This is a genomic window from Streptomyces sp. NPDC051219 (assembly GCF_040682335.1).
Lineage (GTDB): Bacteria > Actinomycetota > Actinomycetes > Streptomycetales > Streptomycetaceae > Streptomyces.
This window is the reverse complement of record NZ_JBFBAS010000011.1, coordinates 18574-45031: the sequence shown is the minus strand read 5'-3', so window position 1 is coordinate 45031 and position 26458 is coordinate 18574. Positions and strand designations below refer to the sequence as shown.

17 protein-coding genes and 2 pseudogenes are annotated in these 26458 nt (G+C 71.2%); 12 read left to right on the top strand and 7 right to left on the bottom strand.

Translation table 11 applies throughout. The annotated features are described in order from the left end of the window. Positions 1 to 21 precede the first annotated feature (21 nt). Positions 22 to 1959: an ABC transporter permease gene (locus tag AB0M62_RS15340; RefSeq protein ID WP_366074665.1), complete on the top strand. Its 1938-nt coding sequence runs from the start codon at positions 22 to 24 to the stop codon at positions 1957 to 1959. Here the strand turns inward: AB0M62_RS15340 and AB0M62_RS15335 are convergent. Beyond that, entirely contained in the window at positions 1949 to 5440 is a 3492-nt protein-coding gene (locus tag AB0M62_RS15335) for a phosphodiester glycosidase family protein (RefSeq protein ID WP_366074664.1), read from the bottom strand. The genes AB0M62_RS15340 and AB0M62_RS15335 overlap by 11 nt on opposite strands. 143 nt (positions 5441 to 5583) lie before the next feature. Beyond that, positions 5584 to 7674: a SpoIIE family protein phosphatase gene (locus tag AB0M62_RS15330; RefSeq protein ID WP_366074663.1), complete on the bottom strand. Its 2091-nt coding sequence runs from the start codon at positions 7672 to 7674 to the stop codon at positions 5584 to 5586. A gap of 85 nt (positions 7675 to 7759) precedes the next feature. Between AB0M62_RS15330 and AB0M62_RS15325 the strand changes: the two genes are divergently transcribed. Next, positions 7760 to 8236 carry an SRPBCC family protein gene (locus AB0M62_RS15325; RefSeq protein WP_366074662.1) on the top strand — a complete coding sequence of 159 codons (477 nt, stop codon included), beginning with the start codon at positions 7760 to 7762 and terminating at the stop codon, positions 8234 to 8236. A 131-nt stretch (positions 8237 to 8367) separates the two neighbouring features. Here the strand turns inward: AB0M62_RS15325 and AB0M62_RS15320 are convergent. Continuing rightward, positions 8368 to 8897, bottom strand: a pseudogene (locus AB0M62_RS15320) (PAS sensor protein); the annotation flags it as partial. Positions 8898 to 8997: 100 nt separating this feature from the next. Further along, complete coding sequence (locus tag AB0M62_RS15315) at positions 8998 to 10020, bottom strand: DUF6777 domain-containing protein (protein WP_366074661.1); 1023 nt, start codon at positions 10018 to 10020, stop codon at positions 8998 to 9000. A gap of 565 nt (positions 10021 to 10585) precedes the next feature. Here AB0M62_RS15315 and AB0M62_RS15310 point away from each other — a divergent pair. Then, complete coding sequence (locus tag AB0M62_RS15310) at positions 10586 to 11797, top strand: streptophobe family protein (protein ID WP_366074803.1); 1212 nt, start codon at positions 10586 to 10588, stop codon at positions 11795 to 11797. A 61-nt stretch (positions 11798 to 11858) separates the two neighbouring features. Here AB0M62_RS15310 and AB0M62_RS15305 read toward each other — a convergent pair whose 3' ends face one another. Both AB0M62_RS15305 and AB0M62_RS15300 read right to left on the bottom strand, forming a co-directional pair. Beyond that, positions 11859 to 12461, bottom strand: coding sequence for a hypothetical protein (locus AB0M62_RS15305; protein ID WP_366074660.1), 603 nt, complete (start codon positions 12459 to 12461; stop codon positions 11859 to 11861). Positions 12462 to 12471: 10 nt separating this feature from the next. After that, entirely contained in the window at positions 12472 to 14817 is a 2346-nt protein-coding gene (locus tag AB0M62_RS15300) for an FHA domain-containing protein (protein WP_366074659.1), read from the bottom strand. A 56-nt stretch (positions 14818 to 14873) separates the two neighbouring features. Here AB0M62_RS15300 and AB0M62_RS15295 point away from each other — a divergent pair, with 56 nt between their 5' ends. Beyond that, positions 14874 to 15347 carry an NUDIX domain-containing protein gene (locus tag AB0M62_RS15295; protein ID WP_366074658.1) on the top strand — a complete coding sequence of 158 codons (474 nt, stop codon included), beginning with the start codon at positions 14874 to 14876 and terminating at the stop codon, positions 15345 to 15347. Here the strand turns inward: AB0M62_RS15295 and AB0M62_RS15290 are convergent. Beyond that, positions 15340 to 16383 carry an alpha/beta hydrolase gene (locus tag AB0M62_RS15290; RefSeq protein WP_366074657.1) on the bottom strand — a complete coding sequence of 348 codons (1044 nt, stop codon included), beginning with the start codon at positions 16381 to 16383 and terminating at the stop codon, positions 15340 to 15342. The two genes, AB0M62_RS15295 and AB0M62_RS15290, sit on opposite strands and share 8 nt — an antisense overlap. Positions 16384 to 16524: 141 nt before the next feature. Between AB0M62_RS15290 and AB0M62_RS15285 the strand changes: the two genes are divergently transcribed. From AB0M62_RS15285 to AB0M62_RS15250, 8 genes and pseudogenes are all read left to right on the top strand, one after another. Beyond that, positions 16525 to 17766 (top strand): Tm-1-like ATP-binding domain-containing protein, encoded by a 1242-nt coding sequence (locus AB0M62_RS15285; protein ID WP_366074656.1) that lies wholly within the window; start codon positions 16525 to 16527, stop codon positions 17764 to 17766. 110 nt (positions 17767 to 17876) lie between these two features. Beyond that, the gene (locus tag AB0M62_RS15280; protein ID WP_366074655.1) at positions 17877 to 19514 is read left to right on the top strand and encodes a protein kinase; all 1638 of its coding nucleotides are present in this window, start codon (positions 17877 to 17879) and stop codon (positions 19512 to 19514) included. Further along, positions 19511 to 20251, top strand: coding sequence for a hypothetical protein (locus AB0M62_RS15275; RefSeq protein WP_366074654.1), 741 nt, complete (start codon positions 19511 to 19513; stop codon positions 20249 to 20251). Before AB0M62_RS15280 ends, AB0M62_RS15275 begins: the two co-directional genes overlap by 4 nt. 37 nt (positions 20252 to 20288) lie before the next feature. After that, entirely contained in the window at positions 20289 to 20414 is a 126-nt protein-coding gene (locus AB0M62_RS15270) for a hypothetical protein (protein WP_366074653.1), read from the top strand. 90 nt (positions 20415 to 20504) lie between these two features. Continuing rightward, a pseudogene (locus AB0M62_RS15265) lies at positions 20505 to 21158 on the top strand (ABC transporter ATP-binding protein); the annotation flags it as partial. Positions 21159 to 21254: 96 nt separating this feature from the next. Next, positions 21255 to 22706: a site-specific integrase gene (locus AB0M62_RS15260; protein WP_366074652.1), complete on the top strand. Its 1452-nt coding sequence runs from the start codon at positions 21255 to 21257 to the stop codon at positions 22704 to 22706. Beyond that, entirely contained in the window at positions 22706 to 24280 is a 1575-nt protein-coding gene (locus tag AB0M62_RS15255) for a hypothetical protein (RefSeq protein WP_366074651.1), read from the top strand. The genes AB0M62_RS15260 and AB0M62_RS15255 overlap by 1 nt, the downstream gene beginning before the upstream one ends. Then, the gene (locus AB0M62_RS15250; RefSeq protein ID WP_366074650.1) at positions 24280 to 26457 is read left to right on the top strand and encodes an integrase; all 2178 of its coding nucleotides are present in this window, start codon (positions 24280 to 24282) and stop codon (positions 26455 to 26457) included. Before AB0M62_RS15255 ends, AB0M62_RS15250 begins: the two co-directional genes overlap by 1 nt. The last annotated feature ends 1 nt before the right edge of the window (position 26458 follow it).

Below are 26458 nucleotides of genomic sequence, written 5' to 3'. Positions count from 1 at the left end.
GCCCGAGCCCAGGAACCACCGATGAAACGTCTGCGCAGCCGTTCTGCGGGCCCCCGCACACCACCGGCCCTGGCTCTGCCCGCGGTACTCGCCATCGCGTTCCTGCTCCTGCCACTGATCGGAATCCTCACCCGCACCCCGTGGGGCGACCTGGGCACGCACCTGACCAGCCCGGGGGTCACCGAGGCGCTGCAGCTCTCGCTGATCGTCTCGTTCTGGGCGCTCGGGCTCTCCCTGCTGCTCGGTGTGCCACTGGCCTGGCTGCTCGGCCGGGTGGACTTCCCCGGCAAGGCACTCGTACGGTCGCTCGTCCTGCTCCCGATGGTGCTGCCGCCCACGGTCGGAGGCGTCGCGCTGCTGCTGGGATTCGGTCGCCGCGGGCTGCTGGGCCCCTGGCTGGAGAACACCTTCGGCATCACCTTGCCCTTTCACACCTCGGGCGCGGTCGTCGCGGCGACCTTCGTCGCCATGCCGTTCCTGGTGATCAGCCTCGAAGGGGCCCTGGGCGGGCTGCGGCCCCGTTACGAAGAGACCGCCGCGTCGCTGGGCGCCTCGCCCGTACGGGTGTTCTTCACCGTCACCATGCCCATGGTGGCCCCCGGGCTCATCGCCGGGGCGGCCCTCACCTGGGCGCGTGCTCTGGGTGAGTTCGGGGCGACCATCACGTTCGCCGGCAACCTGCCCGGCACCACCCAGACGCTTCCGCTGCAGGTCTATCTTCTGCTCCAGGAACAGCCCGAGGCCGCGATCTCCCTCTCCCTGCTGCTGCTCGCCATCGCGATGGCGGTGCTCGTCGCGCTGCGCGGCCGCTGGACCGGGGGCCCGGCCGACCGGGCACCCCGCCTCCCCCGCCCCGAGGACAGCACGGAACCACCGTCGCCCGAAGCGCCCGACCTGTCCGTGCCGCGGCGAGGAGATGAGCGCTGGCCCATGCACGCCGAGGTCACCGGCTTCAACCGGCTCACCCTGGACGCCGCACCGGGCACCACCATCGCCGTCGTCGGCCCCAACGGCGCCGGAAAGACCACCCTGCTCCGCGCCCTCCTCGGACTGACCCCACGCGCCCACGCCGTGCTCCGCCTCGGCGGCACCGATGTCACCGGCCTGCCGCCGCACCGCCGGGGCGTCGCCTGGGTCCCGCAGGACGGCGCACTCTTCCCCCACCTGAACGCGCTGGCCAACACCGCGTACGGGCTCCGCGCGCACGGCGTGTCCCGTGCCGAGGCCCGGCGAGCCGCGCAGGAATGGCTCGACCGGCTGGGGATGGGCCACCTCGCCCACCGCAAGCCCGCCCAGCTGTCCGGCGGGCAGGCCCAGCGGGTCGCGCTGGCCCGCGCGCTTGCCGCGCGGCCCCGGCTGCTGCTGCTCGACGAGCCGCTGGCCGCCCTCGACCAGACCACCCGCGCCCATGTCCGGCACACCCTGCGCCGCCACCTCGCCGGCTTCGGCGGAGTCTGCCTGATCGTCACCCACGACCCGGTGGAAGCGGTCTCGCTGGCCGACCGCGTACTGGTCCTGGACGACGGCCGTACGCTGCAGGACGCGCCTCCCGCCGAGGTGGCCCGGCACCCGCGGTCCCCCTGGGTGGCCCGGATGCTCGGCCGCAACGCGTGGCCGGGCACCGCCACCGCCGAGGGCCTCGAACTCGCCGAGGGCGGCGGCCGGCTCGTCGTCGCGGACTCGCTCGCCGAGGGCACCCCGGCGCTGGCGATCATCGCGCCGGAGGCCGTCTCCGTTCACCGCGACCGGCCGGGTGGCAGCCCCCGCAATGTATGGCCGGGCACCGTCCGGGAGATCACCTCGGTCGGCAGCCGCCTGCGCATCCTGATCACCTCCGACCGGTCGCCCGACCTCGTCGCCGAGATCACTCCGGATGCCGCGGCCGAATTGGGCCTCGCCGACGGGGCGTCCGTGTGGACCAGCGTCAAGGCCACCGAGGTCACCCTCGTCACCCTGTGAGCGACAACGGCTGCGGGCTGTCGGCCGTGATCCGGGTGTGCGCCCGCTCCGTGACTCCGCTGACGGTCACCGCGAGGGTGACCGTCCCGGGCCGGAGCGCGGTGAGGATGCCCGTCACCGGATCGAACACGGCCGCGTGGCGGTGCCGTGCCTCGTCCGGGGAGCCGATGTGGAGGTTCGGCGATCCGGTCCAGTCGGCGCTGAGCGGGAAACCGACGGGGACCGCGCGTCCGCCCTGTGTGACGGCCGCGCCGACGTCCGCGCCACGGCCGGGAGCCAGCGAAGCCGGAGCATCGAGCGCCAGCCGGTCGGTGTGCGCCCGGGTCTGCACCGAGAGCCAGTCGGGACCCCCGGCCCACGGCTCGAGCCGGGCCGCCGCCCGCTCACCGGCGGAGACCCGGTCCACGCCGACGAGCGACCAGCCGGTGAAGCCGCCCTCGTCCGGCGGACCGGCGGGCGCCTTGCCCGAGTTGCCGTTGACCAGGTACGGCACTCCGTCCACCCGCGACGCGTGGAAGACACCCACATGGCTGCCGATGAGTCCGGCGCCCTTGCCGCTCGTACGGCGGAACTCCGCGAGCCATCGTTCGATCAGTGCCGCCTCCTTGCGGTCGGCGAGCTGGCTGCCCTTCTGTACGGTCGGGTCGCGCGGCGGTACGTGTTCGATCAGCATCACCGAGCCGACGCCGCCGTCGCGTGCCGCCGCGTCGAGCTGGGCACGCAGCGCCCTGATCTGTGCGAAGCCGCCGCCGCGCAGGGTCAGGCTGGAGGTGTCGAGCGTGATGAATCGCGTCCCCGCCTGGTCGAACACCCTTTGAGCGGGGCCGAATTCGGCGATGAAGTGGTCGATCGTCCCGCCCATGACCTCATGGTTGCCCGGCACGTAGTACCAGGGCAGGGCGTCGCCCAGTTCCTCGGTCAGGACCCGTCGGGCGAAGGCGAGATCCGCGGGCGATCCCTCGTCGACGAGATCGCCGTTGACAACAAGGAAGTCGGGTTCGGCGGCTCTGATCTCCCGAAGGGTGCGTCGGGCCTGCGCCACGATGGCGCTGTCCGGTTCGCGGGCGACGAACTGGGCGTCGGACATCACCGCGAACTGCCAGTCGCGCCCTTCCGTTTCCGCGGCGGTGGCGATCAGCGGGTCGCGGATCGGCGGCTGTTCGGGCAGCACGACGGTGGGCGGCACCTGCGCGGTGAGCTCGTCGATCACGATCGCCCCGGTGTACTGCTTCGCGGCAGCCGTCTCGGCGAGGTAGAAGCGGTGCACGTTCAGCGGCATCGCGACGCCGGGCGGCACCGCGAAGGTCACCTGCCGCCAGCCGGTCCAGGTGACGAAGGGGCCGCGCAGCAACTGGTCCGAGCCGGCCGCGTCCTTGAGGTGCAGGGTCGGCCAGGCTCCCTTGCCGTCGCCGTTGATCCAGAGCTTGAACGACTGCGGCTGACCAGGAACGGCGATCTGCCGGGGCGGGTTGGCGTAGGCCGCGCGGGTCGCGGTCGACCGGCTGAAGTCGTACGTCAGCTTCAGCCCGGTGCTGCTCCGGCCGTCGGGAGTCGCCTCCGTACTGCCGGCTGCCCGTGCCTGGTTGAAGGTCCAGGACGCGGCGTCGTCGAATCCGGTGACCTGCTGTTCGGCGAGGCCGACACTGACGGCGAGTTCGGTGGTGGCGCCGGCCACGGTGGCCCTGACCGGCCCGGCGCCGCTGCCGGTGCGGGACCTGACGGTGAAGGAACCCCGGCCGTCGTCACCGATGTCGAACAGTGAACGGTCGTAGTCCAGCGTCACGTCTGCCGGCTCCAGGGGCGCGCCGGCGCCGTGTTCGTCGAAGCCGAGCAGGCCGAACGACCCGGTCGCCGAGGCGTCCGCGAGGCCGACGCGCCGGGTGGTCGGCTCGATCCGGGCGAGTTCGTCCAGCACGGTCAAGTGCGTACTCCCCCGGGCCCCCGCGTATTCGGCGCGGACTTCTGTACTGCCGGGCCGGTGGGCGGTGAACACCCCGCGGTCGTCGACCCTGCCCACGGACCCGCGTACGGCACGCCAGCGCGGGTCTCCCGCCACCGGTCCGTACGTCTCGTCGTAGCCCGCGGCGGTGAGCCGCCTGGTGAGGCCGGGGAAGACGCGCTCGGGGTGGCCGCCCCGGACCGGGTCGGCGGTCGGTGCCCCGGCGGCCGGGGTGCGCGTCTCGACCCAGAAGCCACGCAGCCGGCCACTGCCGTCCGGCGCCGTCAGGGCGAGGCCGTTGGGGACGGTGCGTTCGCTCCCGTCGGAAGGGCTGTTCTCCACCTGGAGGCCGCCACTTCCCGGTTCGCGTGCGACCAGGGTGGAAGAACCTCCCCCGTCGAGGTTGAGCGCGCTGTGTGAACCGGCCCGTTTCATCATCAGACCAAGTTCGGTAAGAGTGACTCCGCCGCTGTCGGCCTGTCGGCCGTCGACGGTGATCACCTGCATCTCACGTCCGTCGCGGGAGAATCCGACGGCGGTGCGCGGCGCGGCGGTGTTGTTGCCGGCGCCGTCGTGGTTCACCGGGACACCGTCGGCGACAAGCAGTTCACGGCCGCCGACGGCGGTGCGCGGCACGGGTCCGCTGTCGGTGCGGGACCGGTACTCCAGGCCAACCGGGTCGCCGGGCCGCAGCGCGGCGAGAACGCCGGCGCCTGCCTCCCGGCCGACCAGCACGGTGCTGTCCGCCGCGATGGGCCCACTGCCCGGCCGGTCGGTCACCGAGACGACGTGGTCGTCCCGGATCAGCGCTTCGGCGACGGGAGTTGCGGCGTCCACGGTCAGCGCGCGGTCGGCTTCGCCCCAGCCGCCCGTGTAGGCGCCGATCCCACCGGGCGGTACGTTCGCCGCGTTGTACGCGGCCACGGTGTGCGCACCCGAGGGGACGGTCAGCGTCCCGTCGAAGTACAGCTGGAGTACCCGCCCGGCGTTCCCGGGACCGAAGCCCACAGCCCGGTTGGCGCCGGGGGCCGGGGAATGGACGGGTCTGCCGTCCTTGACGCCCGGCCCCTGGGGTGCGCCGGTCTGGTTGACGTCGAAGAAGTCCGCGTTGATGGCGGCAACGGTGCGCCGGCCCGCCCCCGGCTCGTGGCGGGCGGCGAGTTCGGAGACGGTACGACGGTCGGCGACCTTGCCCGAGGAGAGGTAGTCGGTCTGCACGCCGCTCCCGTCGAGGTCGACGGTCAGTGCGTCCACACGCAGCCACTTGTCCGATTCGAGCCGGTCGTACGAGGTGAGTTCGATGCCGGGGGCGACCGGGCGGGAGCTGCGCGCGGTCTCGATGCCGTCCCCGTCGGCAACGGATCTCGGGGTTCCGCCGGGCACGCTCGCGGGTGGTGGCGCGACGGGCCGTAGTATCTCCGCGGGGTTACGGGGACGGGGGTCGGGGGTGGTGTCGGCGGCGGCCGGGGAGATCGCCCCAACCGTCAGTGCGGTCAGCGTCGTGAGCACGACGACGGACCGGCCGGCGATGCCTGGGCCCACAACTTCTCCTGGAATGCAGCTGGTTGTGCACGTGGTAAGCGCTGTCAGCGGTCAGCATCGCCGTGCACACACCAACACACCAGGGGGTGGGGCAAACACCGGGAAGAAAAGGCGGAGGCGCCGGGGTTACGCCGCAGGAAGGATCAGTCGCGCTCGGGGACGGTGAACTCGCACCACACGCACTTCCCGCTGCCGCGCGACTCCACGCCCCAGGCATCCGCCAGATGGTCGACGAGGAACAGCCCGCGCCCGGAAACGCCCGATTCGCCGGCCTCTCTGGGCCGGGGCAGCGCGCTGGAGGCGTCCTGCACCTCCACCCTCAGCCGGCGCCCGCGCATCCCTTCACACGCCACCACACGGATCGTCACCACCGCCCCGCCCTCGGTGTGGACAAGGGAGTTGGTCATGAGTTCGTCGGCGACCAGTTCGACCTCGTCCGACACCTCACCAGCACCCCAGGCCGACGCGGCCGCTCGGATCATGTGCCGGGCCGAAGCCAGCGCCTGCGGCTCGGACTGGGCCACGTGCTGCTGCAGCCGGCCGGCCGCCTGCGGCGCGTCCGTGCCCCGGCGGCGCAGGAGCAGCAGCGCCATGTCGTCACCGCCGCCCTTCTCTCCGAGCATGTCGCACAAACGGTCCGCCAGTTGCTCGATGTCGGCGGGCCCCGAGCGCACGCACTGCATGAGCCGCTGGAGCCCGTCGTCCAGATCGGCTCCCGGCTGTTCCACCAGACCGTCGGTGCACATCAGGAGCGTTTCGCCGGGGTCGAGTTCCATCGTGGTCACCGGGTAGCCGAGCCCCCCGCCCGTACCGAAGTCGACCGACATCCCGAGCGGGAGTCCACCGGTCACCGGGATCGTGCGGCAGGTCCCGTCACCGCGCCGCAGGAACGGATCGAGGTGTCCGGCACGCACGATCTGCAGTACGCCCGTCGCGAGGTCCGCCTCAGCGTACGCGGCGGTCGCGAAGCGGTCGGTGTCCAGCTCGTGCAGGAACTCGGAGGCGCGCGCCATGGCAGTCGCGGGAGGGTGCCCCTCGGAGACGTATGCGCGCAGCGCGATCCGCAGCTGGCCCATGATGGCCGCCGCTTCCGTGTCGTGACCCTGGACGTCGCCGATCATCACGCCCACCCGGCCGCCGGGCAGCGGGATCACGTCGTACCAGTCGCCGCCGATGTCCTGGCCGAGGCGAGGCGAGCGGTAGCGTACGGCGACCTCCGCCCCGGGAACGCGCGGGATGCGGCGCGGGAGCATGGCCTGCTGGAGCCCTTCGGCGAGGTCGTGCTCCTGTTCGAAGAGGATCGCCCGCTGCAGGCTTTGCGCGATGCTGCTCGCCAGCGCGACCAGGAGGTTGCGCTCCTCGCGGGTGAAGTCGCTGTTGCGGGCGTAGAGAAGGCCCAGTACACCGATCGGCCGGGCCTGCGCGATCAGCGGAAGGTAGACGCCCTGGGTGACGGACAGCGGTTCGATGTGCGGCCACAGGACCGGATAGCTGGACTGGAACTCCTCGCGGGAGGTGATGAAGCGGGGCTGCAGGGTGCGCACCACCTCACTCATGGGAAAGGGGGCATCGATCCTCGTGTATTCGAACTCCGGTACGTTCGCGGCGAGCTGACCCTCTGCGACGAGGTGGATCCGCCCGCTTTCGACAACACCAAGCATCACGCTCACGGCGTCGAGATGTCCGAGTGCCTCGGGGTCCTTCAGCACGTCGGTGACCTCGCTGACGGTCCTGGCGTGCGCCAGGATGGCGGTCGTGCGCTCCACCACGCCGGTCATCCGGCGCCGTTCTTCATCCAGTTCGAACCGCGCGGTGGCGTCGGTGAGTTCTTCCGCGGCGTCCCGCACGATGCCGATGATCCGGTGGGGGCGGCCGTCCCGGTCGCGCTCGATGTGCCCCTGGGTGTGGGTCCAGCGCAGTGACCCGTCACGGGAGCGGATTCTGAAGTACGCGCCGTACGCGGTCCGGCCGTCCTTGAGAGCCTGCGACACCACGGTGTCCAGGCGCGCCGCCTCGGCCGGCGGAACCCGGTTCCTCAGGGTGGCCGGATGGCCGTCGTACTCACCGGCGTGCAGGTCGAAGACCTCGAGTGCGGGCGTGTCCAGATACATCAGCCCGCTGTCGAGGTCCCAGTCGAAGCTGCCCATGCGGTTGAGCGCGAGGCTCAGATCCGCATGGGCAGGCCAGTCGTCCGGCACCGATACGGCGGCCGGAGTCGCACCCCGATCAGCCATGCAGCCACTTTCTCACTGATCGCCGGAGTTCTCGAAGGGAAGCGAGCGACGCGCGCGGGCAGTGGATCCGCGCGACAATCCGGCCATGACTGATCCGCATGTGACCGTCGAGCGGCGCTTGAGCGTGTCCGCCGACCGTGCCTGGGAAGCGCTCACCGATCTGCAGGGCATGCCGGCGGTGCTGACTGGCGTGGAAAGCGTCGAGGTCCTCACCCCCGGCCCGTTCGCGGTGGGGACCCGCTGGCGCGAGACGCGCAGGATGTTCGGCAAGCAGGCCACCGAGGAGATGAGCGTGACCGCTTGTGAACGCCCGAAACGCTATGTGGTGGAGGCCGAGTCGGCCGGCACCCACTACGTGTCGGAGTTCTCGTTCGACCGGACGGGCCCGGAGACGACCACGGTGCGGATGCACTTCTCCGCGCGGCCGCCCGGAGGCTTCGCCGGTCTGCTGGCAAAGGTTTTCGGCGCCCTGGGCACCCGGGCTGTGGAGAAGGCCGTCGCGAAGGATCTGGCGGATGTTGCGGCCTCCCTGGAGCGTCCCGGGGGCCGGAACACCGCCTAACGGCTCGGCGGACCCGGGCGCAGAAGGGCCGGCAGGGTGTGCGGCAGCAGGGCCTCCTGCAGCCCATGGGCCAGCCGGTGCTTGGCGTCGTAGAGCCGGGCCCGTTCGAGCGCCTGGGCGATGAGACCGCCCAGACTGGTCAGGACGGGGACGGCTTCCACCCCGCCCTGGCTGCCGGCCAGATTCTCACGCCGAGTACGTCCGCCTCGGCGCGCACCGGATGCGCGGAGTTCTCCGCCCGCTCCAGCCGCAGGGCCAGACGCCCGCAGGCAGCCGTGAGGTGTTCGCGTTCCCAGTCGGAGAGTTCCGGAGGGTGGGAGCCGGGCCAGGTCAGGAACACCGCCCCGTACACCGTGTCGGCGGTCGCCACCGGGAGCGCGGCCAGCGTGAACGCGTACGGCAGGACCACCGCGATCCGCGGGTAGCTCCTCGCCATTTCCTCCTCGCTGCCCACCCAGACCAGTCGGCGCTGCCGCACCGCGGCGGCGACCGGGATCGGGGCGGCGAGCCCCACCCGCTCCCACGGAGCTGCGAACGCCCGCTGCGAACGCCCGGGGCAGCCCGGCCATCACGGCCATGTCCAGGACGGAGCTGCCGGGCGCCAGCAGGTACACCGCACCCGAGTTGCGTGGACGTCGTGCATCATCGCGGCCAGCGCCATCGACAGGAGCGGCTGCGGCTGGTGGTGAACCTCGTCCTCCCCCTCCGGCTCCGGCGGAGCGGGCTCGGACGGGTAGCGGCCGGACAAGCCGGCTCACCCCCTACCCCGCCGGCGCCGGAGCCGGAGCCGGCGAGTCGACGGGAGACTCGGGCGGCGGCGAATCGACGGGTGCCTCGGGATGCTCGGGCGGCGGGGAGTCGGCGGGGGGCTCGGGCGGCGGCGATTCCTCGGGCGGCGGGGGCTCGGGGCCGGGCGACTGCTCGGATGATTGGCCGGGGGGCGGCTCGGGCGCCTCCGACGGCGAATCCGGCGGGCAGCTGCCGCCCTCCGGGCAGGGCGGCTGCGAGGACGGCGGCCGGGATGTCGGGCCCGAGGGCGACTTGGAGTCCGACACCGAGGGCGTGGGCGTATGCCGTACCGGTGGCGGCACCTTCTTGTCCTCGCGGCCGTCGTCGCCGTGTTTACGGGCGAACCAGTCCTCGTTCTCGAGGTCGAAGACGACGAAGGCGTTGACGGTTTTGTCGGAAGGTGTCACGACCACGACGTTCGAGGGCTGGAACCCGGGCCACGGACGGCCCGTCCGCTGGGGCGTTCCCTTCAGGGCCACCGGCGGGAGCAGTGGATTGCCGCAGGCGCAGCGGACCCGCGGCACACCGCGGTCGTCGACGAGGACGGCCGTGCCCGCCTGCAGCACCGCCTGGTAGCTGGTGGGGGCGCCGTCCTTGTAGCCGTGGCTGGTGACTCGGGTGTCCGTACGCAGCTGAACGGGCGTCAGCGAGCGCAGGTACGCGGGGACGCCGGACGGCTGGATGCCCAGGACGGAGGCGAACGCGTTGTTCCTGGCCGGTTCGGCGGTGAGGGAGGTGATCTGCTTCTCGACGTCGCAGCTGGCTGTGTTGCGGGTCCCTCCGTACAGTCCGGGCGCCGAGCCCGCCACGCTGCGCGTGACGTTGGTCTCGGACGGCGTCGCGTCCGGCGGAGCGGTGGACGGGGACGGGGCTGCCGCACGGGCGGAGGACTCGGTGAACGGATCCGGCCCGGCCGTGGAGGCTGCCTGGAGGAAGACCTCGCCGTCCGTGCCCTGTGCGCCGTTGTCGGGGCGGGTCAGCACGACGGCGAGCACGACCGCCCCGACCAACGTGACAGCGACGCTCGCGATTCTGGGGACCGACCGCCACCACGGGCGGCTCGCGCCCCCGCCCTCATCGCGCCCCCCGCCTCCGGGGCCGGCGCCTCTGCCGCCCGGCCCGCCGTGCCCGCCACCGGACGGAGGTCCGGACGGCGGACCGGACGGCGGACCGGACGGAGGTCCGGACGGCCGCCCCGGCGGTGGACCGGGCGGTGGACCGGATTCCGGAGGGCCGCCCGCAAGGGGGCCCGAAGGAGGGCCTGCGGGGCGGCCTCCCGGGCGGCCGGACGACGGCTGGGTGGTCACACGCTCTTCTTTCCTGCCAGATAAGTGCCGTTTTCATGCGTTTTCTTCGCTCCTGCGACCAATTGTGTGCTCCGCACCCGTACGGCCCGCAAGCCGACGCGGTCGGCCCGCCCGGGGGGCGCCGCGTCCCCGCGCTGCTTAACGTGGCCAGGTGAACCAGAAGGGACCGACCTCCGCCCGCCGCGGCGCCGTGCCGGGCGCCGTGCACAACTGGCTGGACGCCCTGGTGGCGGTGCTCGAAGGGCTGGCCGCCATGGTGGTCGTGGCCGCCCTCGGTCTCTGGGCAGCCGGTGCGTCGGACCTGCCCGGCGGCGCGTTTCCGCGTGTCGTGGCCGCGGTCGTCGTGATGGCCGTGGGCGGTTCGGTGGACGTCACAGGTGGCGCCGGATTCCTCGCCGAGACCCACGCGGAGCTGAACGTGCTGCCATTGTCGGTGAGCCTCGTCGGCGCACTGGTGACCGCCTTCGGCTTTCTGCGCCCCCTGCGCCACCGGGCCATCGCCCGGCCGCGTGAGCTCGTCGCCCGGACCGTCCGGATGGCCGTGCTGTGGATCGCCGGCCTGCTCGCCCTCGCACTCGTCGCCCGGCACACCTTCGAGATCGGCCTCGGGGACTCCCCGATCAGTGAGATCCCGGGCCTGCTGGACGCCTCACCCACCGTCGGATTCCGCACCGACGTCCCCGCGACACTCGTCTTCGGCGTGCTCTGGCTCCTGGGTGTCCTCGTGCTGGCACTGCTGGTGTCCCGCCGTGCCCCCCTCCCCGCACGGCTGGTGCGCTTCCAGGGCTCGGTGCGCCCGGCTGCGTTCGCGATGGTCGTACTGCTCCTCGCGTGCGTCGTCATCGCCCTGGCCGTCGGTCTCGTCGTGGCGGCGACGCGGGACCGTCCCGCGGAGACGTTCGCCGTGATCCTCCTCGGCCTGCCCAACCTCGCCTGGCTCGCACTCACTCTCGGCCTCGGCGCGTCGTGGGAGGGGCAGGTCGAGGGCCCGTTCGGGCTGCCGATGCCCAGGGTGCTGGATCAGGTTCTGCGTACCCCGGAGACCTCCACTCTCAGCGTGGGCACGCTCGCCGACCACGACAGCCGGGCTGTGTGGCTGGTGGTGGTCGCGGCTGTGCTGCTGATCGCTGCGGCCTTCGTCATGGCGGTACGGTCACCCGCCCGGACGCGGTCCTGGCAGCACGCCGTGCACATGGCGGTGGCCCTGGCGCTCACCGTGCTGATGATCTGCCTGACCGTGCGGGTCTCCGCCCACTTCGGGCTGTCGCTGCTGGGCATCGGCGATCTCGATGGCGGTCTGTCGGGGGAGGTCTCTCTCCGGCCGCACCTGTGGCAGGCGCTCGGCATGGCAGTGCTCTGGGGACTCGCCACCGGTTTCCTCGGCAGCCTGATGGCCTCCCGGGTCCGCCGCCGAGGCGACGTGGACGAGCTGCGCCACCAGGGCTCGCCGAGCGCCGAAACCTGAACCCTGACACCGGCGGCCGGGCACGGCGCCGGTTCTCCGGGACGCCGGTGGTCCTCAGGCTTCACCCGTGCGGCCGCCCCGGTATGTCGGGGACAACCTGTGTGGGCTCGCGCCCGGCGGTCGTCGGCCCGGCCTGCGTGGGCTCGCGCCCGATCTCCGGCGGCCCGCCCCCCGATTCCCGCGGCGGCGTCGAAGCCGCGTAGGTACTGAGGTGCATGCCGTCGCAGTACACCCAGCGCTCGTGCTCCGCGTCGTACAGCCAGACCGCCTCCCCGTCGACGACCATCCCGGCCCGCAGCCCCTGCGTCCGCTGCCGGAACGTCTCGCCGTCGGCCTGGCCGTCCACCAGATCGCCCGCCGCGCTCCGGTACCTGGCCAGCGACTCCTCCACCCGGGCCAGCAGGGGGCGGGGGTCGGCCGTCCGGGCGAGCGGCTGGCCTGCGGCGGGTGGCAGGTCCGGTACCGCGACCAGCAGCCGTCCGTCCACCCAGGCCGTCCAGCCGTTCGCGCAGAGGATCCGCGCCCAGTCACCACGCCGGTCGAGGAGCCGTACGGGCAGAAACGGGTCGAGCGGTTCGGTGGGCCGGGAGACGTCCGGCGCCTCCCAGGCGGGCAGACCCTCTCTGGGGACCACATGGGTCGGGGCGAATTCCTCCGTGGTCATGTGCCGCCCCCTACTTCCGCATGACCGCGGGCTCGTGGCGGCGCAGCAGTTTCGCGACGCAGTACCCGAAGAGCAGGGCGAGCAGCACCAGCATCCCCGTGCTGAGCAGCCACACACCGGTGGAGTGCTCGAACAGCGGGTCGGTCGTCAGCTTGCCCGGGACGATCCGGGCGAGGTCGACGGTGCTCGCCATCGCCGCGAGTGCCCACCGCGCGGGGACCAACCAGCCCAACTGCTCCATGACCGGCACGCCGTGCACCTTCAGGAGGGCACCACAGAACACGAACTGGATGATCGCGACGAGCACCAGCAACGGCATGGTGACCTCCTCCTTCCGCACCAGGGCGGACACGAGCAGGCCGAGCATCATCGCGGTGAACGACAACAGCGCTATCGTGAGGGTGATTTCGAGCAGCGGGAGCATGAGTACGCCTTTGCCGCCGGGAGCGCGCAGATCGATGCCGACGAGAGCGACCGGGGTCATGACGACGGCCTGGAGCACGGTGATCGCGCCCAGCACGACCACCTTGGACATGAGGTACGCCGATCTGGACAGCCCGACGGCCCGTTCCCGCTGGTAGATGACCCGCTCTTTGACCAGTTCGCGGACGGCGTTGGCCGCGCCCGTCAGCACCCCGCCCACGCACAGGATGAGCAGGGCGCTCATCGCGGTGACCGTGTCGAGTTTCGGGGTGGCGATGGCCCGGACGAGCGCGCCCAGGATGAACGGCAGCGCGACCATGATGACCAGGAAGGTCCGGTCTGCGCTCAGCGCGGCCGCGTACCGGCGGACCAGGGTACTCAGCTGCGCTCCCCAGGACTGCGCCTTCGGGGGCGGCGCGACGTGGTCCGTCCCGCCCTCGTGGGGAAGCAGCGGCTGGGCGGTGGAGTTGGAGATGTACCGCTGGTGGAAGGGGGACGTGCGGTACTCCTCGGCCCAGTCGCGGTCGCGGTCGTTCTCGAAGGCCTCGAACGCCTCCGGCCACTGATCGAAGCCGAAGAAGGCGAGGGCGTCCGCGGGAGGTCCGTAGTAGGCGATGCGGCCGCCGGGCGCGAGCACCAGCAGCCGGTCGCACACGTCGAGGCTCAGCACGCTGTGCGTGACCACGATGACCGTACGGCCGTCGTCCGCGAGCCCGCGCAGCATCTGCATCACCGAGCGGTCCATCCCGGGGTCGAGACCGGAGGTCGGCTCGTCGAGAAAGAGGAGGGACGGCTTGGTGAGCAGCTCCAGAGCCACGCTGACGCGCTTGCGCTGACCGCCGGAGAGTCTGTGGATCGGCTGTTCCGCCCGCTCTTCCAGGCCCAGTTCGCGGATGACCTCCTCGACCCTGGCCCGGCGTTCTTCCTTGGCCGTGTCCTGGGGGAAGCGCAGCTCGGCGGCGTACCCGAGGGCCCGCCGCACGGTCAGCTGGGAGTGGAGGATGTCGTCCTGCGGTACCAGTCCGATGCGCTGGCGCAGCTCGGCGTAGTCGCGGTACAGGTCTCGGCCGTCGTAGAGGACGGTGCCCCGGTTGGCGGGCCGCAGCCCGGTCAGTGCGTTCAGGAGGGTGGATTTACCGGCTCCGCTTGGCCCCACGACAGCGAGCAGGCACTTCTCGCGGACGGGGAAGGACACGTGGTCCAGAAGGGTCTTCCGGCCGCCGTCGACGGTTACGGCGAGGTCCTGGACGTCGAGTGACACCTCGCCGATGTCGACGTACTCCTGCAGCTGGTCGCCGACCAGGCAGAACGCGGAGTGGCCGATGCCGATGACGTCACCGGGGCCGACGCGGGCGCCGGTGACGGGCCGGCCGTTGAGGAACGTGCCGTTGTGGCTGCCGACGTCGACGATCTCGTAGGTGCCGTCGGGATGTGCGCGCAGCTCGGCATGCCGGCGCGAGACCACCAGGTCGTCGATCACGAGGTCGTTGTCGGTACCGCGGCCGATACGGAGGGTGCGGTCGGGGAGCGGCCGTACCGACGTCGGCCGGCGGAAGGTGCTCGTGGCGGATGGTGCGGAGACGACCGACGCACGCGGCGAGGTTTCCGGTGGCGGCCGTCCGACCAGCACGGCACGCGGGCCGTCGGCGGGGTTGCCGAACCTGATCACGCTCCCGGGGCCGACCTCCGACTCGTGGATGCGCCTGCCCTCGGCGTACGTGCCGTTGGTGCTGTGCTCGTCCTCGAGCGTCCAGTGGCCGGCTGCGGGCCGCAGCACCGCGTGGTGCCAGGAAACCCGGGCGTCGTCGACGACGATCTCGCTCAGAGGGTCGCGCCCGACGTGATAGACCCGGCTCGGACTCATCACCGTCGAGCCCCCGTCGATCTCGAGGATGAGCTCGGGTACGGTCGGCGCGACGGGCCGATCTCCCATGGAAATATCGTAGCTTTTGCCCCTCGAGCGCGCCTGATGTGCGGAGGCTGGGAACAATGGCGGACAAACGCAGCGCGGGACTTCTGCTCTTCCGCAGGACGGCCACGGGCACCGAGGTGCTCATCGCCCATATGGGCGGACCGATCTGGCAACGGCGCGACGCCGGAGCCTGGTCGGTGCCCAAGGGCGAGTACGGGCCGCAGGAGGAGCCGCGGGACGCCGCCCGGCGTGAGTTCACGGAGGAACTGGGGCTTCCGGCGCCCGAGGGCGAGTACGTACCGCTCGGTGACGTACGGCAGTCGGGCGGCAAAGTGGTCACGGTGTGGGCCGTCGAAGGCGACCTCGATCCGGGCCTGGTCGAGCCGGGGACGTTCACCATGGAATGGCCGAGGGGCTCCGGCGACATGCGCGCGTTCCCGGAGATCGACCGGGCCGGCTGGTTCGGCCTCGAGCCGGCCAGGGCGAAGCTCGTGGCGGCGCAGACCGCCTTCCTCGACCGCCTGACGGCGCACCTGGAGGGTGTCAGGTAGCGCTGCGCTCGCTCGCCTCGCGCAGGTCGCGTTCGACAGCGCGGTTGTGTGCGTCGTCCGGCTGCCCGGCGGCGCTGCCCGGCCTCCCGGCGCCGAGGAGCTCACGCCACCGCTGTGTGCTCCAGTCGTTCGGACGCGTCGTCTCGACGAAATCCTCCAGCAGGCCCAAGAACCGCACCGGGTCCGTGTGGAAGGGGAAGTGGCCCGCGCCCTCGAAGATCTCCAGCCGGCTGCCCGGCATGGCGGTGTGCGCCTGGTGCGCGTGCCGCACCGGCACCACGCCATCACGCGATCCCCACAGCAGCAGGGTGGGCATGCCCTCGGCCAGGTAGCAGCGGTCGAGCATCGTCACCACCTGGCCACGCCAGTCGACGACCGCCCGCAGCGTGCGGATGAAGGCGCTGTGCGAAGTCGCGTCGGGCAACGCGTCGACGAGGCCCAGGAGTTCGGTGGCGTCCTGTCCAAGGTCGGTGTCCAGCAGTTTCATCAGCCCGGCGAAACGGCGGGTCTGCCACCGCACACCGGGCAGCCGGAGGAGGGAGAGCAGCAGATCCGCGCCCGGCAGGGACACAGCCCGCAGTACGGGGTTGACCTCGCGCCCCACGCCCCCCGCGCCGACCAGCACCAGACGTTCGGTGCGCTCGGGGTACTGGTACGCGAACTGCATGGCTACGCCGCCCCCGAGCGAATGGCCGACCAGTGTCGACCGCTCGATCCCGAGTACGCCCAGCAGGTCCCGTACGCCATTGGCGTACGCGGCCACCGAGTAGTCGGCCCGGGGCTTGTCCGACCCGCCGTGGCCGAGGAGGTCGGGGGCGACGACGGTGAACCGGCGGGCAAGTCCCGGAATGAGGTCCGCCCAGGTGGCGGAGGAGTCGCCTATGCCGTGGATGAGTACGACGGCCGGTCCCTCACCGGCGATCCGGTAAGCGCGCCGGTACCCGTGTACGACGCGGTGGTGCAGCTGCACATCGTCCTCGCTCACGGTGCGGAGCCGGCTCGCGCGCGCTGGTCCGTGCCCTGTCACCGTGACCATGTACCCGCCTCCCGGGACTCCTTGACGTACGCAGCTCCTTGGTCCGAGCCTAGAACCGTCGTCGCACAGAGCGTTTCGGTCACGTTTCGCTCCGGATACGCACTCTTGTGACTTTCTCGAATCCCCCCGACATTACAAGTCATGGCGATCGTGGCGCTGGTGGGGACGCTGGACACCAAGGGTGTGGAGTACGGCTGGCTGCGCGAGCGGCTGCTGCGGAGCGGCGTGGAGGTGGTGGTGGTCGATGCCGGCGTCATCGGGGAGCCTCGGATACGTGCCGACATCCCCCGCGCCGAGGTGGCGCGCGCGGCGGGAGCCGACCTGAGCCGCTTACGGGCGGACAGTGACCGCGGCGCGGCCGTGACGGCGATGGCCCGCGGGGCGGCGGCGACCGTCCTGCGGCTGCACGCCGAGAACCGGCTGCACGGCGTACTGGCGGTCGGCGGCAGCGGCGGAACGTCCATCGCGACCCGGGCGATGCGCGCGCTGCCGCTGGGTGTGCCGAAACTCATGGTGTCCTCGATGGCCGCGGGCGACGTCTCCCCGTACGTCGGCTCCGCCGACATCACCATGATGTACAGCGTGGTCGACATCGCCGGGATCAACAGTGTCCTGGCGCCGGTTCTGGCGAACGCGGCCGACGCGATCGCCGGGATGGCCAAGGGCTTCGCGACGGCTCCGCGGGCGCTGCTGCCGGCCGACCTCGGGTCGGGCGGCAGGCCGCTCGTGGCGGCGAGCATGGCGGGCGTGACGACGCCCGGTGTCGACGCGGCCCGCGAGCGACTGACCGAACTCGGCTACGAGGTACTGGTGTTCCATGCCAGTGGAGCGGGCGGGCGGACCCTGGAGTCACTGGCCGAACAGGGGCTGTTCGCGGGTGTTCTGGACCTGACGCTCTGTGAACTGGCCGACGAACTGGTGGGCGGCATCCTCTCCGCCGGACCCGGCCGACTGGGCGCCGCCGGCCGGCAGGGAGTCCCGCAGGTCGTCAGCCCGGGAGCCCTGGACATGGTCAAGTTCGGGCCGCTCGACACCCTTCCGGAGCGCTTTCGCGACCGCCAGGTCCGGGTGCACAATCCGTCCATCACGGTCATCCGCACGACGGAACGCGAGTGCGCCGATCTGGGAAGGGGAATCGCCGCCAAACTCCGGGAGTCCACCGGGCCTACGACGGTGTGCGTTCCGCTGCGCGGGCTGTCGACCCTCGGCGCACCCGGAGGCCCCTACCACCATCCGGTCGCCGACGAGGCCCTGTTCACGGCACTGCGGGACGGACTGCGGGACAGCGCGGTGGAGGTGGTCGACTTCGACACGCACCTCAACGACCCCGCCTTCGGCCGTGCCGCGGCGGAGCGACTGCACCGGATGATCACACGGCGCTGAATACGCGGACGTTGACGGGAACCGGTCGTGGCGGAAATGTGTCTGTCGTGGGGACAGTGGGTGCGCACGGGAACAGCGGGCACCCCCAGGGCGCCGCCGAGGGGGGCGAGATGGACACGTGGTCGGTCCCCGGGTACACGGAGACCAGGGAGCTCGGATCCGGTGGCAGCGGACGGGTCGTCCTCGCCGTCCACGACGCGACGGGCATCCCCGTCGCCGTCAAGTACCTCAGCGAGCGGTTGCGTCGGGACACGGCCTTCGTGCGGGAGTTCCGGGCCGAGGCACAACTGCTCGGCGGGCTGGACACGCCCCACGTGGTGCGCCTTTACGAGTACGTCGAGGCGCCGCACGGTGCGGCCATCGTCATGGAGCTGGTGGACGGCATCGCCCTGCGCACGCTGCTGTCCCGGGAGGGCCGCACGGATCCCGAGCCGGCCCTCGTGGTACTCAAGGGGTCTCTGCTCGGGCTGGCGGCGGCGCACCGGGCCGGAGTGGTGCACCGGGACTACAAGCCCGAGAACGTCCTGGTGGCGGTGGACGGTTCATCCAAGCTGGTCGACTTCGGAATCGCCACCGGCCGCGGCACCACCCCGGGGGTGGCGGGCACCCCCGCATACATGGCGCCCGAGCAGTGGAGCGGGGAGCCCGCTTCGCCGGCCGCCGACGTGTACGCCGCGACGGCGACGTTCTTCGAGTGTCTGACCGGCCGCAAGCCGTTCTCCGGTGAGAACTTCGCCGAGCTGGCGCTCCAGCACATCAGCGCACCCGTGCCGGAGGAGGCCGCTCCGGAACCGGTCCGTCCGCTGATCCGGCGGGGACTGGCCAAGGCTCCGGAGGAGCGGCCGTCGAACGCCGCCGCATTCGTGGCGGAGCTCGAGGAGCTGGCCGGGGCGGCGTACGGCCCGGACTGGGAAGAGCGGGGTCAGCGCAAACTTGCGGCGCTCGCCGCGCTGTTGCCGCTGCTGTTCCCCTCGGCCGGCGCACCGCCGGCGGGGACGACCGCCGTGGCGACCACCTCCCTGGGACGGGGGCACCGCCTCGGCGGAGGCCCGTGGCCGGGCAGGCAGGCCGCGCTGGCCGGGGCCCTGGCGCTGGTACTGGGCATGGTGCTGGCCATCTCCGCCCAGGCGTCCGGCGACGTGCCCGGGAAGTCGACGGCCCGGGCCGTCGCCACCACCAGCGCCCGCCCGGCAGATGCCGGGGCGGAGCCCAGCACTCCGCCGGCCCTCCCATCGGCGACGGTGAGCGCGTCGCCGACGGAGTCCGCCGGGCCGTCCGAACCCGCTGGGCCGGCCGAGTCGGCCTCGCCCCCGGACACTGCGACCACGGGAGGCGAGACGCCCGCGCCGCCACCGGCCGACCCGCCCACGACCCCGCCGCCCGTCGTCACCGATCCACCGGTCACCTCCGCCCCGCCTGTGGTGCGGGTCAAGTCCGTTGCCGTCACCTCACTGCGTCAGACGGGTCCGGCGACCGCGAACGCCACCGTCGACATCGTCACGGACGGAACCGGTCCGGTGACGATCACCGTGGCCTGGGCGACCGGCGAAACGAAGGGTGAGCCGGGCAGCCCGGAGGGCGCAGCTCAGACCTTCGAGCGCAGCGGCGCCACGCAGTACACGCTGACGCTCGACCACTCGTTCCAGGGCCGGGGCTGCTACTGGAGCGTCCGTGCCGACAGCGATCCGGTGGCCGCCGACGGCGGTTCGCAGCAACAGATCCTGACCAGGCGGTGCACGGTGCAATGAACGATCCCCGGACCCCCTTCACCCGGCAACCGGAACCGGAACAGCAACCGGTACGGCAACCGGCACCGGACCACGACGACGACGACGAGTACAGCGCGACCGCGCTGGCCAGCCACTGGATCCAGCGCCCCGAGCCGCCCACGCGACAGCACCCGCATCCGTACCCGCGGCACGACGCCGCCCCCGATGCGGCCCCCGACCGGGTGGAGGGCTCGGTCCTCCGGTTCGGCCCGGGGGTGACGGCCGTCGCCCACCACCGCCACGGCCGGGACAGCACCGCCACCGTCTGGCACGGGACCCTGCCGGGGCGGACTCCTCTGCCTCCCCGGGCTGGCAGGCAACGGTCGGCGGGGCTGCGCCGTTACTCCCTGGCGGCGGTGGTCCTGCTGGCCGCCCTCGCCTTCCTCGCCTGGCAGCGGTACGGGCCCACGATGGCGGTGCGGGGCGTGACCGTACAGACGCCCCCCCAGAGCCCGTCGTGCGACGGCACCGCGGACATCACGGCTGTGGTGAAGACGGACGGGCGCCCGGGCACCCTGGCGTACCGCTGGCAGCGCAGCGACGGCACCACGTCCGGTGAACTGCGCGAAGGCGTGTCGCGCGGGCAGCGGGAGGCGCGCCTTCACCTGTTGTGGACGTTCCACGGCAGGGGCGACTACCGGGCACGGGCGGAGCTGCAGATCACTTCCCCCACCCGGCACACCGCGGCCACCGGGTTCACGTACAGCTGCCCCTGACTTCCGACGTGCCGGTCCAGGATCACTGCGTCGTCCTGTGCACAGCCGGCCCGTGCTGTTCCCGCTGGGCGGCCCGGTCTCGGTCACCCTGGTGACGGCGTGGGAAATCCACCCGCTGCGTACCCGCCACGGCCTCACACTCCGTACGGCGCTGGATCGCTGAGCCCGAGGGAATCTCCGCCGTGCCGCACCGTTACGGGGTGCTGATCAGGTGCGTTGTCCGAGCACCAGAGGCAACCCGGGGGGAGTTCTCATGACCGAACGCGAGCGCGCCAGGACCGACGAGCCCCCGGAGCAGGAGAGGGTGTCACCGTCCGAACAACTGCTGTTCGGCGGCCCGCTCCGGTACGACATGGGCTGGAACAAGCACGACGGCTCCTTCCTCGAACTCGGTGTGCGCGCCATGGTGGCGCGCCTGCCCGGACTCGTCGCCATGAGTGTGCGGCTGGCCCACCGTGCCGATCCACGGGCGCTGCGCGTCGTGGCGGCGGCCGAGATCGGCCGGGGTGTGGTCCAGGCGACCGGTCTGGTCGCGGTCAACCGGGTGCTGAGCCATCTGCTCGGCAGCGGCGACACCGTCGAGCGCCTCCGCGGCGCCGCACCGGCGATGACCGTCATGGCTCTCGCCGCGCTGATCGGAGCGCTGCTGCGCTCGGCGACCACGGCCGGTACGGGACGGCTGGAGCCGAAGGTCGCGCGGGTCGCGACGGAGACGTATCTGGAACGCGTCGCGAGGGTGGAGCTCGCGGCGGTGGAGGACGACGAGTTCCACAAGCTGCTCGACTCGGCCCAGTGGGGCGCGGAGTCGGCCCGCCGGATGATCCAGTACTGCGCCGAGGTGGTCAACGCCCTGATCTCGCTGATCGCGGCGGCCGGGGTGCTGGCTGTACTGCATCCCGAAGTCGTTGCTTAATCACCGTGTCGCATTCCCTGCGGTACACCTTCGAGTGATCCCTCGAAGTCTGTTGCATTCAGCTCGTGTCGAATATCTAGTCTCCGAACCATGCACCTGATCAGCTTCTCCGCCGTGGGCTGGGAGTCCTGGGATGTGGACCAACAGCCGCTCATCCGCGACCAGATGCCTGTGCTCATCGACGACGACCTGATACTCGAGGACGCTCCCGGAATGCCCCGCCCGACGGTGCTCGTCAACCAGTGGCTGCGTGAGCTGCCGCTGAACGGCTCCCCGGCCGTGCGTACGTGGCAGAACAGCGCCGGCTGCCTCCGGGATTGGCTGACGTTCCTCCAGGCCCGTGGCATCCGCCCCTTGGGCGACCGCACAGAACTGCGCGCCGCCTTGAGCATGTACGCCGAGTATCGACTGGGCGGCGAGTTGAAGGAACGCTGGGACCCCACCACGTGGAACCTCAACATGGGCATTCTGTCCGGCTTTTACACGTGGGCCCGAGACGAAGGCGTCGCTAACTCTGTGCCGTTCAGCTACCGGGTGGGCCGGCGCATGGCCGATGGCGTTCTGGTTGAGGTGGAGCGGAACCTCGCCAAGCTACGAACTCCGAGGCCGCACACGACGATCAAGTACCTGGAGCGGGACTTCGCGCAGCTGTTCGTGCGGGGCTTGGCAGGGCTCGGCCCGGATGGCGAGCCGGACCCGCTCTACCGCGGCCGGGAGGGGGCCCGCAACGCGGCGATGGGCTGCCTCGTGCTGTCCAGCGGTCTGCGCCGGCAGGAGTTCACGCACCTGACGATCTACGAAGTGCCGCCGCTCCCGCCCCGTCCGCGCAAGCTGCCCGTGCTGTTTCCACTGAGCCATGCGATCACCAAGGGGCAGAAGGCCCGTACGTCGTGGATCAGCTATGAGGCGCTCGCCGACGTGCATCAGTACATCGAACTGGACCGGGCGGCGTCGGCGGAGGGTTACCGGTGGCGACCACCGTCGAAGCTGGGGGAACCTCTGATCGTGGAGGAGCCTGACTGGGAAGGGGCGTTCCTCAACGGGGAGCGGCGGTCGTGGCGAAAGTTGCGTCCCGCCGAGCGGCTCCGCCTGGTGACTCCGGAGGGCGGGTCGGCGCTGGTGGGCCTGCAGTCCTCAGGGAGGCCGTTCGTGGACTGGGCGACGGTCTTCCGTCGGACGTCGGCCCGTATCCGCGAGCGGTTCGAGCTGCGGTTTCCGACGGTGGCCCCGCATCGGCTACGTCATTCGATGGCGATGGCGACCCTGGAGTGGCTGGTCACAGGCTATTACCAGCGGGCGGCCGCCCTCGCGGCGGGCACCGGGGATGACGGCGCGATGGCTCTGTATCTGACCCGGAACGACCCCATGTTGATCCTGCGGGACCTGTTGGGCCACCAGAGCGTGCTGTCGACGGAGCTCTACATCGCCCGCCTGGACGTCACGCGGATCTATCGCGACGCCTATAAGGACACGACCGGCGCGCCGGATCCGGGAGCAGTCGCCGAGGCCGCGGCCGAGTTCGACGACGAGGAGACGGTCTGATGCCCGCGTACGTGATCGACGAGCCGTTGGCCGTGCACTTCGTCTTCCCCAACGGCCGTGAATGGACGGCCTCGCTGGACGGTCTTCCCAACCCCGGACTGGCACGCGACCTGGCGCAAGGGCTCGCGGCCAACGCTCATCCGGATGGTGGCATCGGCGCGAAGAACACGGTCAAGGCGTACGCAGTGGCCCTCCGCACGATGGTGACTGCTCTGAGCAAGGCCGGGTTCGCCGGGGCTGCCTCGGAGCTGACGCGGGCGACTCTGGTCCGTTACTGGATGACCAGCACGGTCTGTCGCGCGGTGGTGAATGACAGCTGGGGCCGACACCGACGCGCTCTGGCACTGGCCGCACGGGGCGCGGAGCCGTCGACGGGCGCGGACCACAGCCCGCAGGACATCGCCTGGCTGCTACTGCGGGACGGCCCCTTCCCGGACCGGCCCGTGTACCGGGCGGAGACCCGAGACACGAAGTCGACACAGTGGGACCTGCGCCGGGCTGTGCGGCAGGTACGCAGCGATCTTTTTCCTCACCCGGTCGTCCAAGTCGCCTACTCCGTCCTGTTCGGCATGTACTGCGGGGTCGTGCCGGACGGGATCGATGATCTGAAACTGGACGGCCTCGAGTGGACCGGCGACACCGCGATGTTGATCACCTACATCAAGGGCCGTACCGCACGCGAGAGTTCCCATCTCCCCGCTCGCGCAGTGCGGCTCCTGGAGCGGTGGCTGGAGTACTCGGCTCCGCTGCGGAGCCTCGCCGACGACGAGCTCCGAGGGCAACTGTGGATCTCGTACAGCCCGAAGTGGTTCACGACGAGTGGAGGGTTCAGCCCGATCGTCGGTCCTCCGCCGGGCACGAACCGCCATCGGGATCTGGTGAAGCAGGTGGGCCTGGTGGACGATGCGGGGAATCCGTTCGTGATCCATCGCGGCCGGATTCGTGCGACGTACCACGAACGACTGGCGAGACGGGGATGGACCGGACGGGCCACGATCGATCCGAACCACACCGCCCGCACCGAAGGCGATCACTACGTCACGCCGACCAGCCCCGCCCAGCTCGACGCGGTGGAGTCGATCATCGAGGACGGCCAGGCCGACGTACTGCGCAAGGCGCTGCCGCCGGTGGTGCTCTCGGCGAAGCAGGCGGCCCGGTTCGCGGAGGACTTCCCTGACGAAGTGAAGCGGCTCGAGCTGGATGCCGTGGCCATCGCCGAGTTGGTCGGCGGCGAGCGTGATGTGTTCACTGCGGCGTGCGCCGATCAACTGGCCGGGGTTCACGGTCCGGCCGGGCAGCCGTGTCCGGCCCGTCCGTGGGTGTGCCTGCTGTGCCCGCTGTCGGTGTTCCTTCCACGTCACGCGGCGAACCTGCTGCGGTTGAACGCCTTCTTCTCGCGGCAGTTCCGGCAGATGCCCACGGAGAACTTCGTCCGGGTCTTCGGTCCGTACGCTGACCGCCTGGCCAACGAGATCCTGCCGAAGCTCTCCGAGGAGACCAAGGAGAAAGCCGCACGCGAGGTGGCAGACGACGACACTGATCTCCCGCTCCGGCCCGAGGAGGGAACCCTGTGATGCGCCTACCCGTATCCGCATCCCTGCCTCGTCACCGTCGGGTTGTCTCGGTCTTCGCCCAGGGGGACGTGTGTGAGATCGCCGGGCTGAGGCTGGCCGAGGGGGCGATGCGCCCGCGATTCGAGCAGGATCGCTGGGTGTTCTCCGGTCTCGTGGACGCGCACCGGATGATGAGCGAGCGCGAGCAGATCTGGGACTTCACCGAGATCATCAATCCGCAATGGCGGGTCGTGGCCAAGGAGATCCTGTTGGCGATGCTGGCCCCGCAGTACGAGGCGGTGCTGGAGTGTGCGCATGCGCTGCGGGCGACTCGCTCCCCTCGGACCCTCTACGGCTTCCTCGAGAAGTACATCGAGTGGTTCAACTGGCTTACAGAGAAAGGCATTACCACTCTGGGTGGTGTCTCGCAGGAACTGTGTGAGCGCTATCTGGAGGAACACACATGGAGTGTTCCCCACCCGGGGCGGCCCCGACGGCGTCTGGAGCCGTACTCGACCGTGGCGCACGTCAGGATCCTCAAGCTGATCGCCCAGTACGAGGAGCTGCTGTCCGGCGACGGCTACGAGGCGGGGTTCGTACCGTGGAAGGGGAAGACCGCCACCCAGGTCGTCGGCTACAAGTCGAAGGGGCCGAACCTGACGCCTCCCGTGCCGGACTCCATGCTGCAACCGCTGCTGGCCACTTGCCTGCACCTGGTCAACGAGGTGGGGCCGCATCTCGCAGACCTGATCGAGACGGTGCGCGCCGACAGAGCGGCCCTTCCGACGTCGGGCGGCGTGACCCTGGCGCAGCTCCCCGTTCTGCGGCAGGTCCTGGAACGCATGCGAGCATCGGGAGAGCCCCTGCCCGCAGTCGATGACGTTCAACTGCGCAAGCGGATCACACTGGGAGAGAAAGGCCCGCTGAAGCATCTGGGCTGGGAAGCCCTCGCCCGCACGGTCGGCGCCCGGAGATTCGGGGACGACGCGCGGCAGTCTCTGATCCCGGAGCTGACCGTGCTGGCCTCCGAGATCGGCTTCCAGCCGCCGCTGGCCCGGCAGGCCGCAGTCATCCCGCGTGTGGCCGACGGCGATCTCGTGCCATGGACGCTGCCGCTGGCCGACGGTGATCTCTTCTTCATGGTCGATCACGCGGTGACGGCCTGTCTGGTGGTGACCTGTGCACTCAGTGGAATGCGGACCAGCGAACTGCTGGAACTCGAAGCAGGTTGCCGGCTCCCAGCCGTGGCGACGCCCGGGGGCGGCCAGCGGTTCCGGCTCGCCAGCCGCCTGATCAAGGGGCAGAAGTTCGGGGGCGTCCCCGACGAGTGGGTGGTCATCGAGCAGGTGGACCACGCGGTGGCCCTTGCCGAACGGCTGGTGGACCGGCCGGCCGGTGAGGCACTGTTCGGCACCATCGACCTGGCCGGCCGGTTGAAGAATCTGCGCGGCTGGCTGGAGCGGACCGGCAACCGGGAACGCTGGGGCTTGCCGGTCATTCCCCAAGGTCCGCTCAACGCGCGGATGTTGCGCCGGACGCTGTCCCTGGCCATCGCGGAACGGCCCGGCGGCCTCCTGGCGGCGAAGGTCGCCCTCAAGCACATCTCCGTGGCCACCACTGAGGGCTATGCCGCTCGCCCCGGTGGCTCCCAGCGACTGTTCCATGCCGAGATCGAGGAAGCTGAGGAGGCCCATCACGTGCAGCTGACGGTGGAGGCATTCCGGGATGTCCAGGCGGGCCGGATGCCCGCCGGTCCCGGTGCGCGGAGCCTGCTCGAGGCGTTCCACCACGTGGACGCTCAGTTGAAGGACGCGGCTCGTACGGACCCGAAGATCCTCAAGGACGACCGTCACCTGGAGGGTCTCCTGCGCAAGCAGGCCAAGACGCTCCACGTCGGGCCCGCCAACTTCTGCTGGTTCCGCGACCCGTCCAAGGCCCTGTGTCTGCGCCTGGCCGGCACACCCAATGCCACGAAGCCGCTGGTGGGGATGTGTGACTCGGCGCGCTGCCCGCAGGCCACCCACCATCCCTGTCACCGTCCCGTGTGGGCCGGGCAGGCCACCGCCATCGACGTGTTCATCGAAAGCCCCCGGGTCGCCAAGGGCGAGAAGGTGCGGCTGACCCCCGAACGCGATCGCGCCCTACGAGTCGTTGCTGAGATCGACGCCGCCCAGACCGCTTCCATTGGAAAAGTCTGAG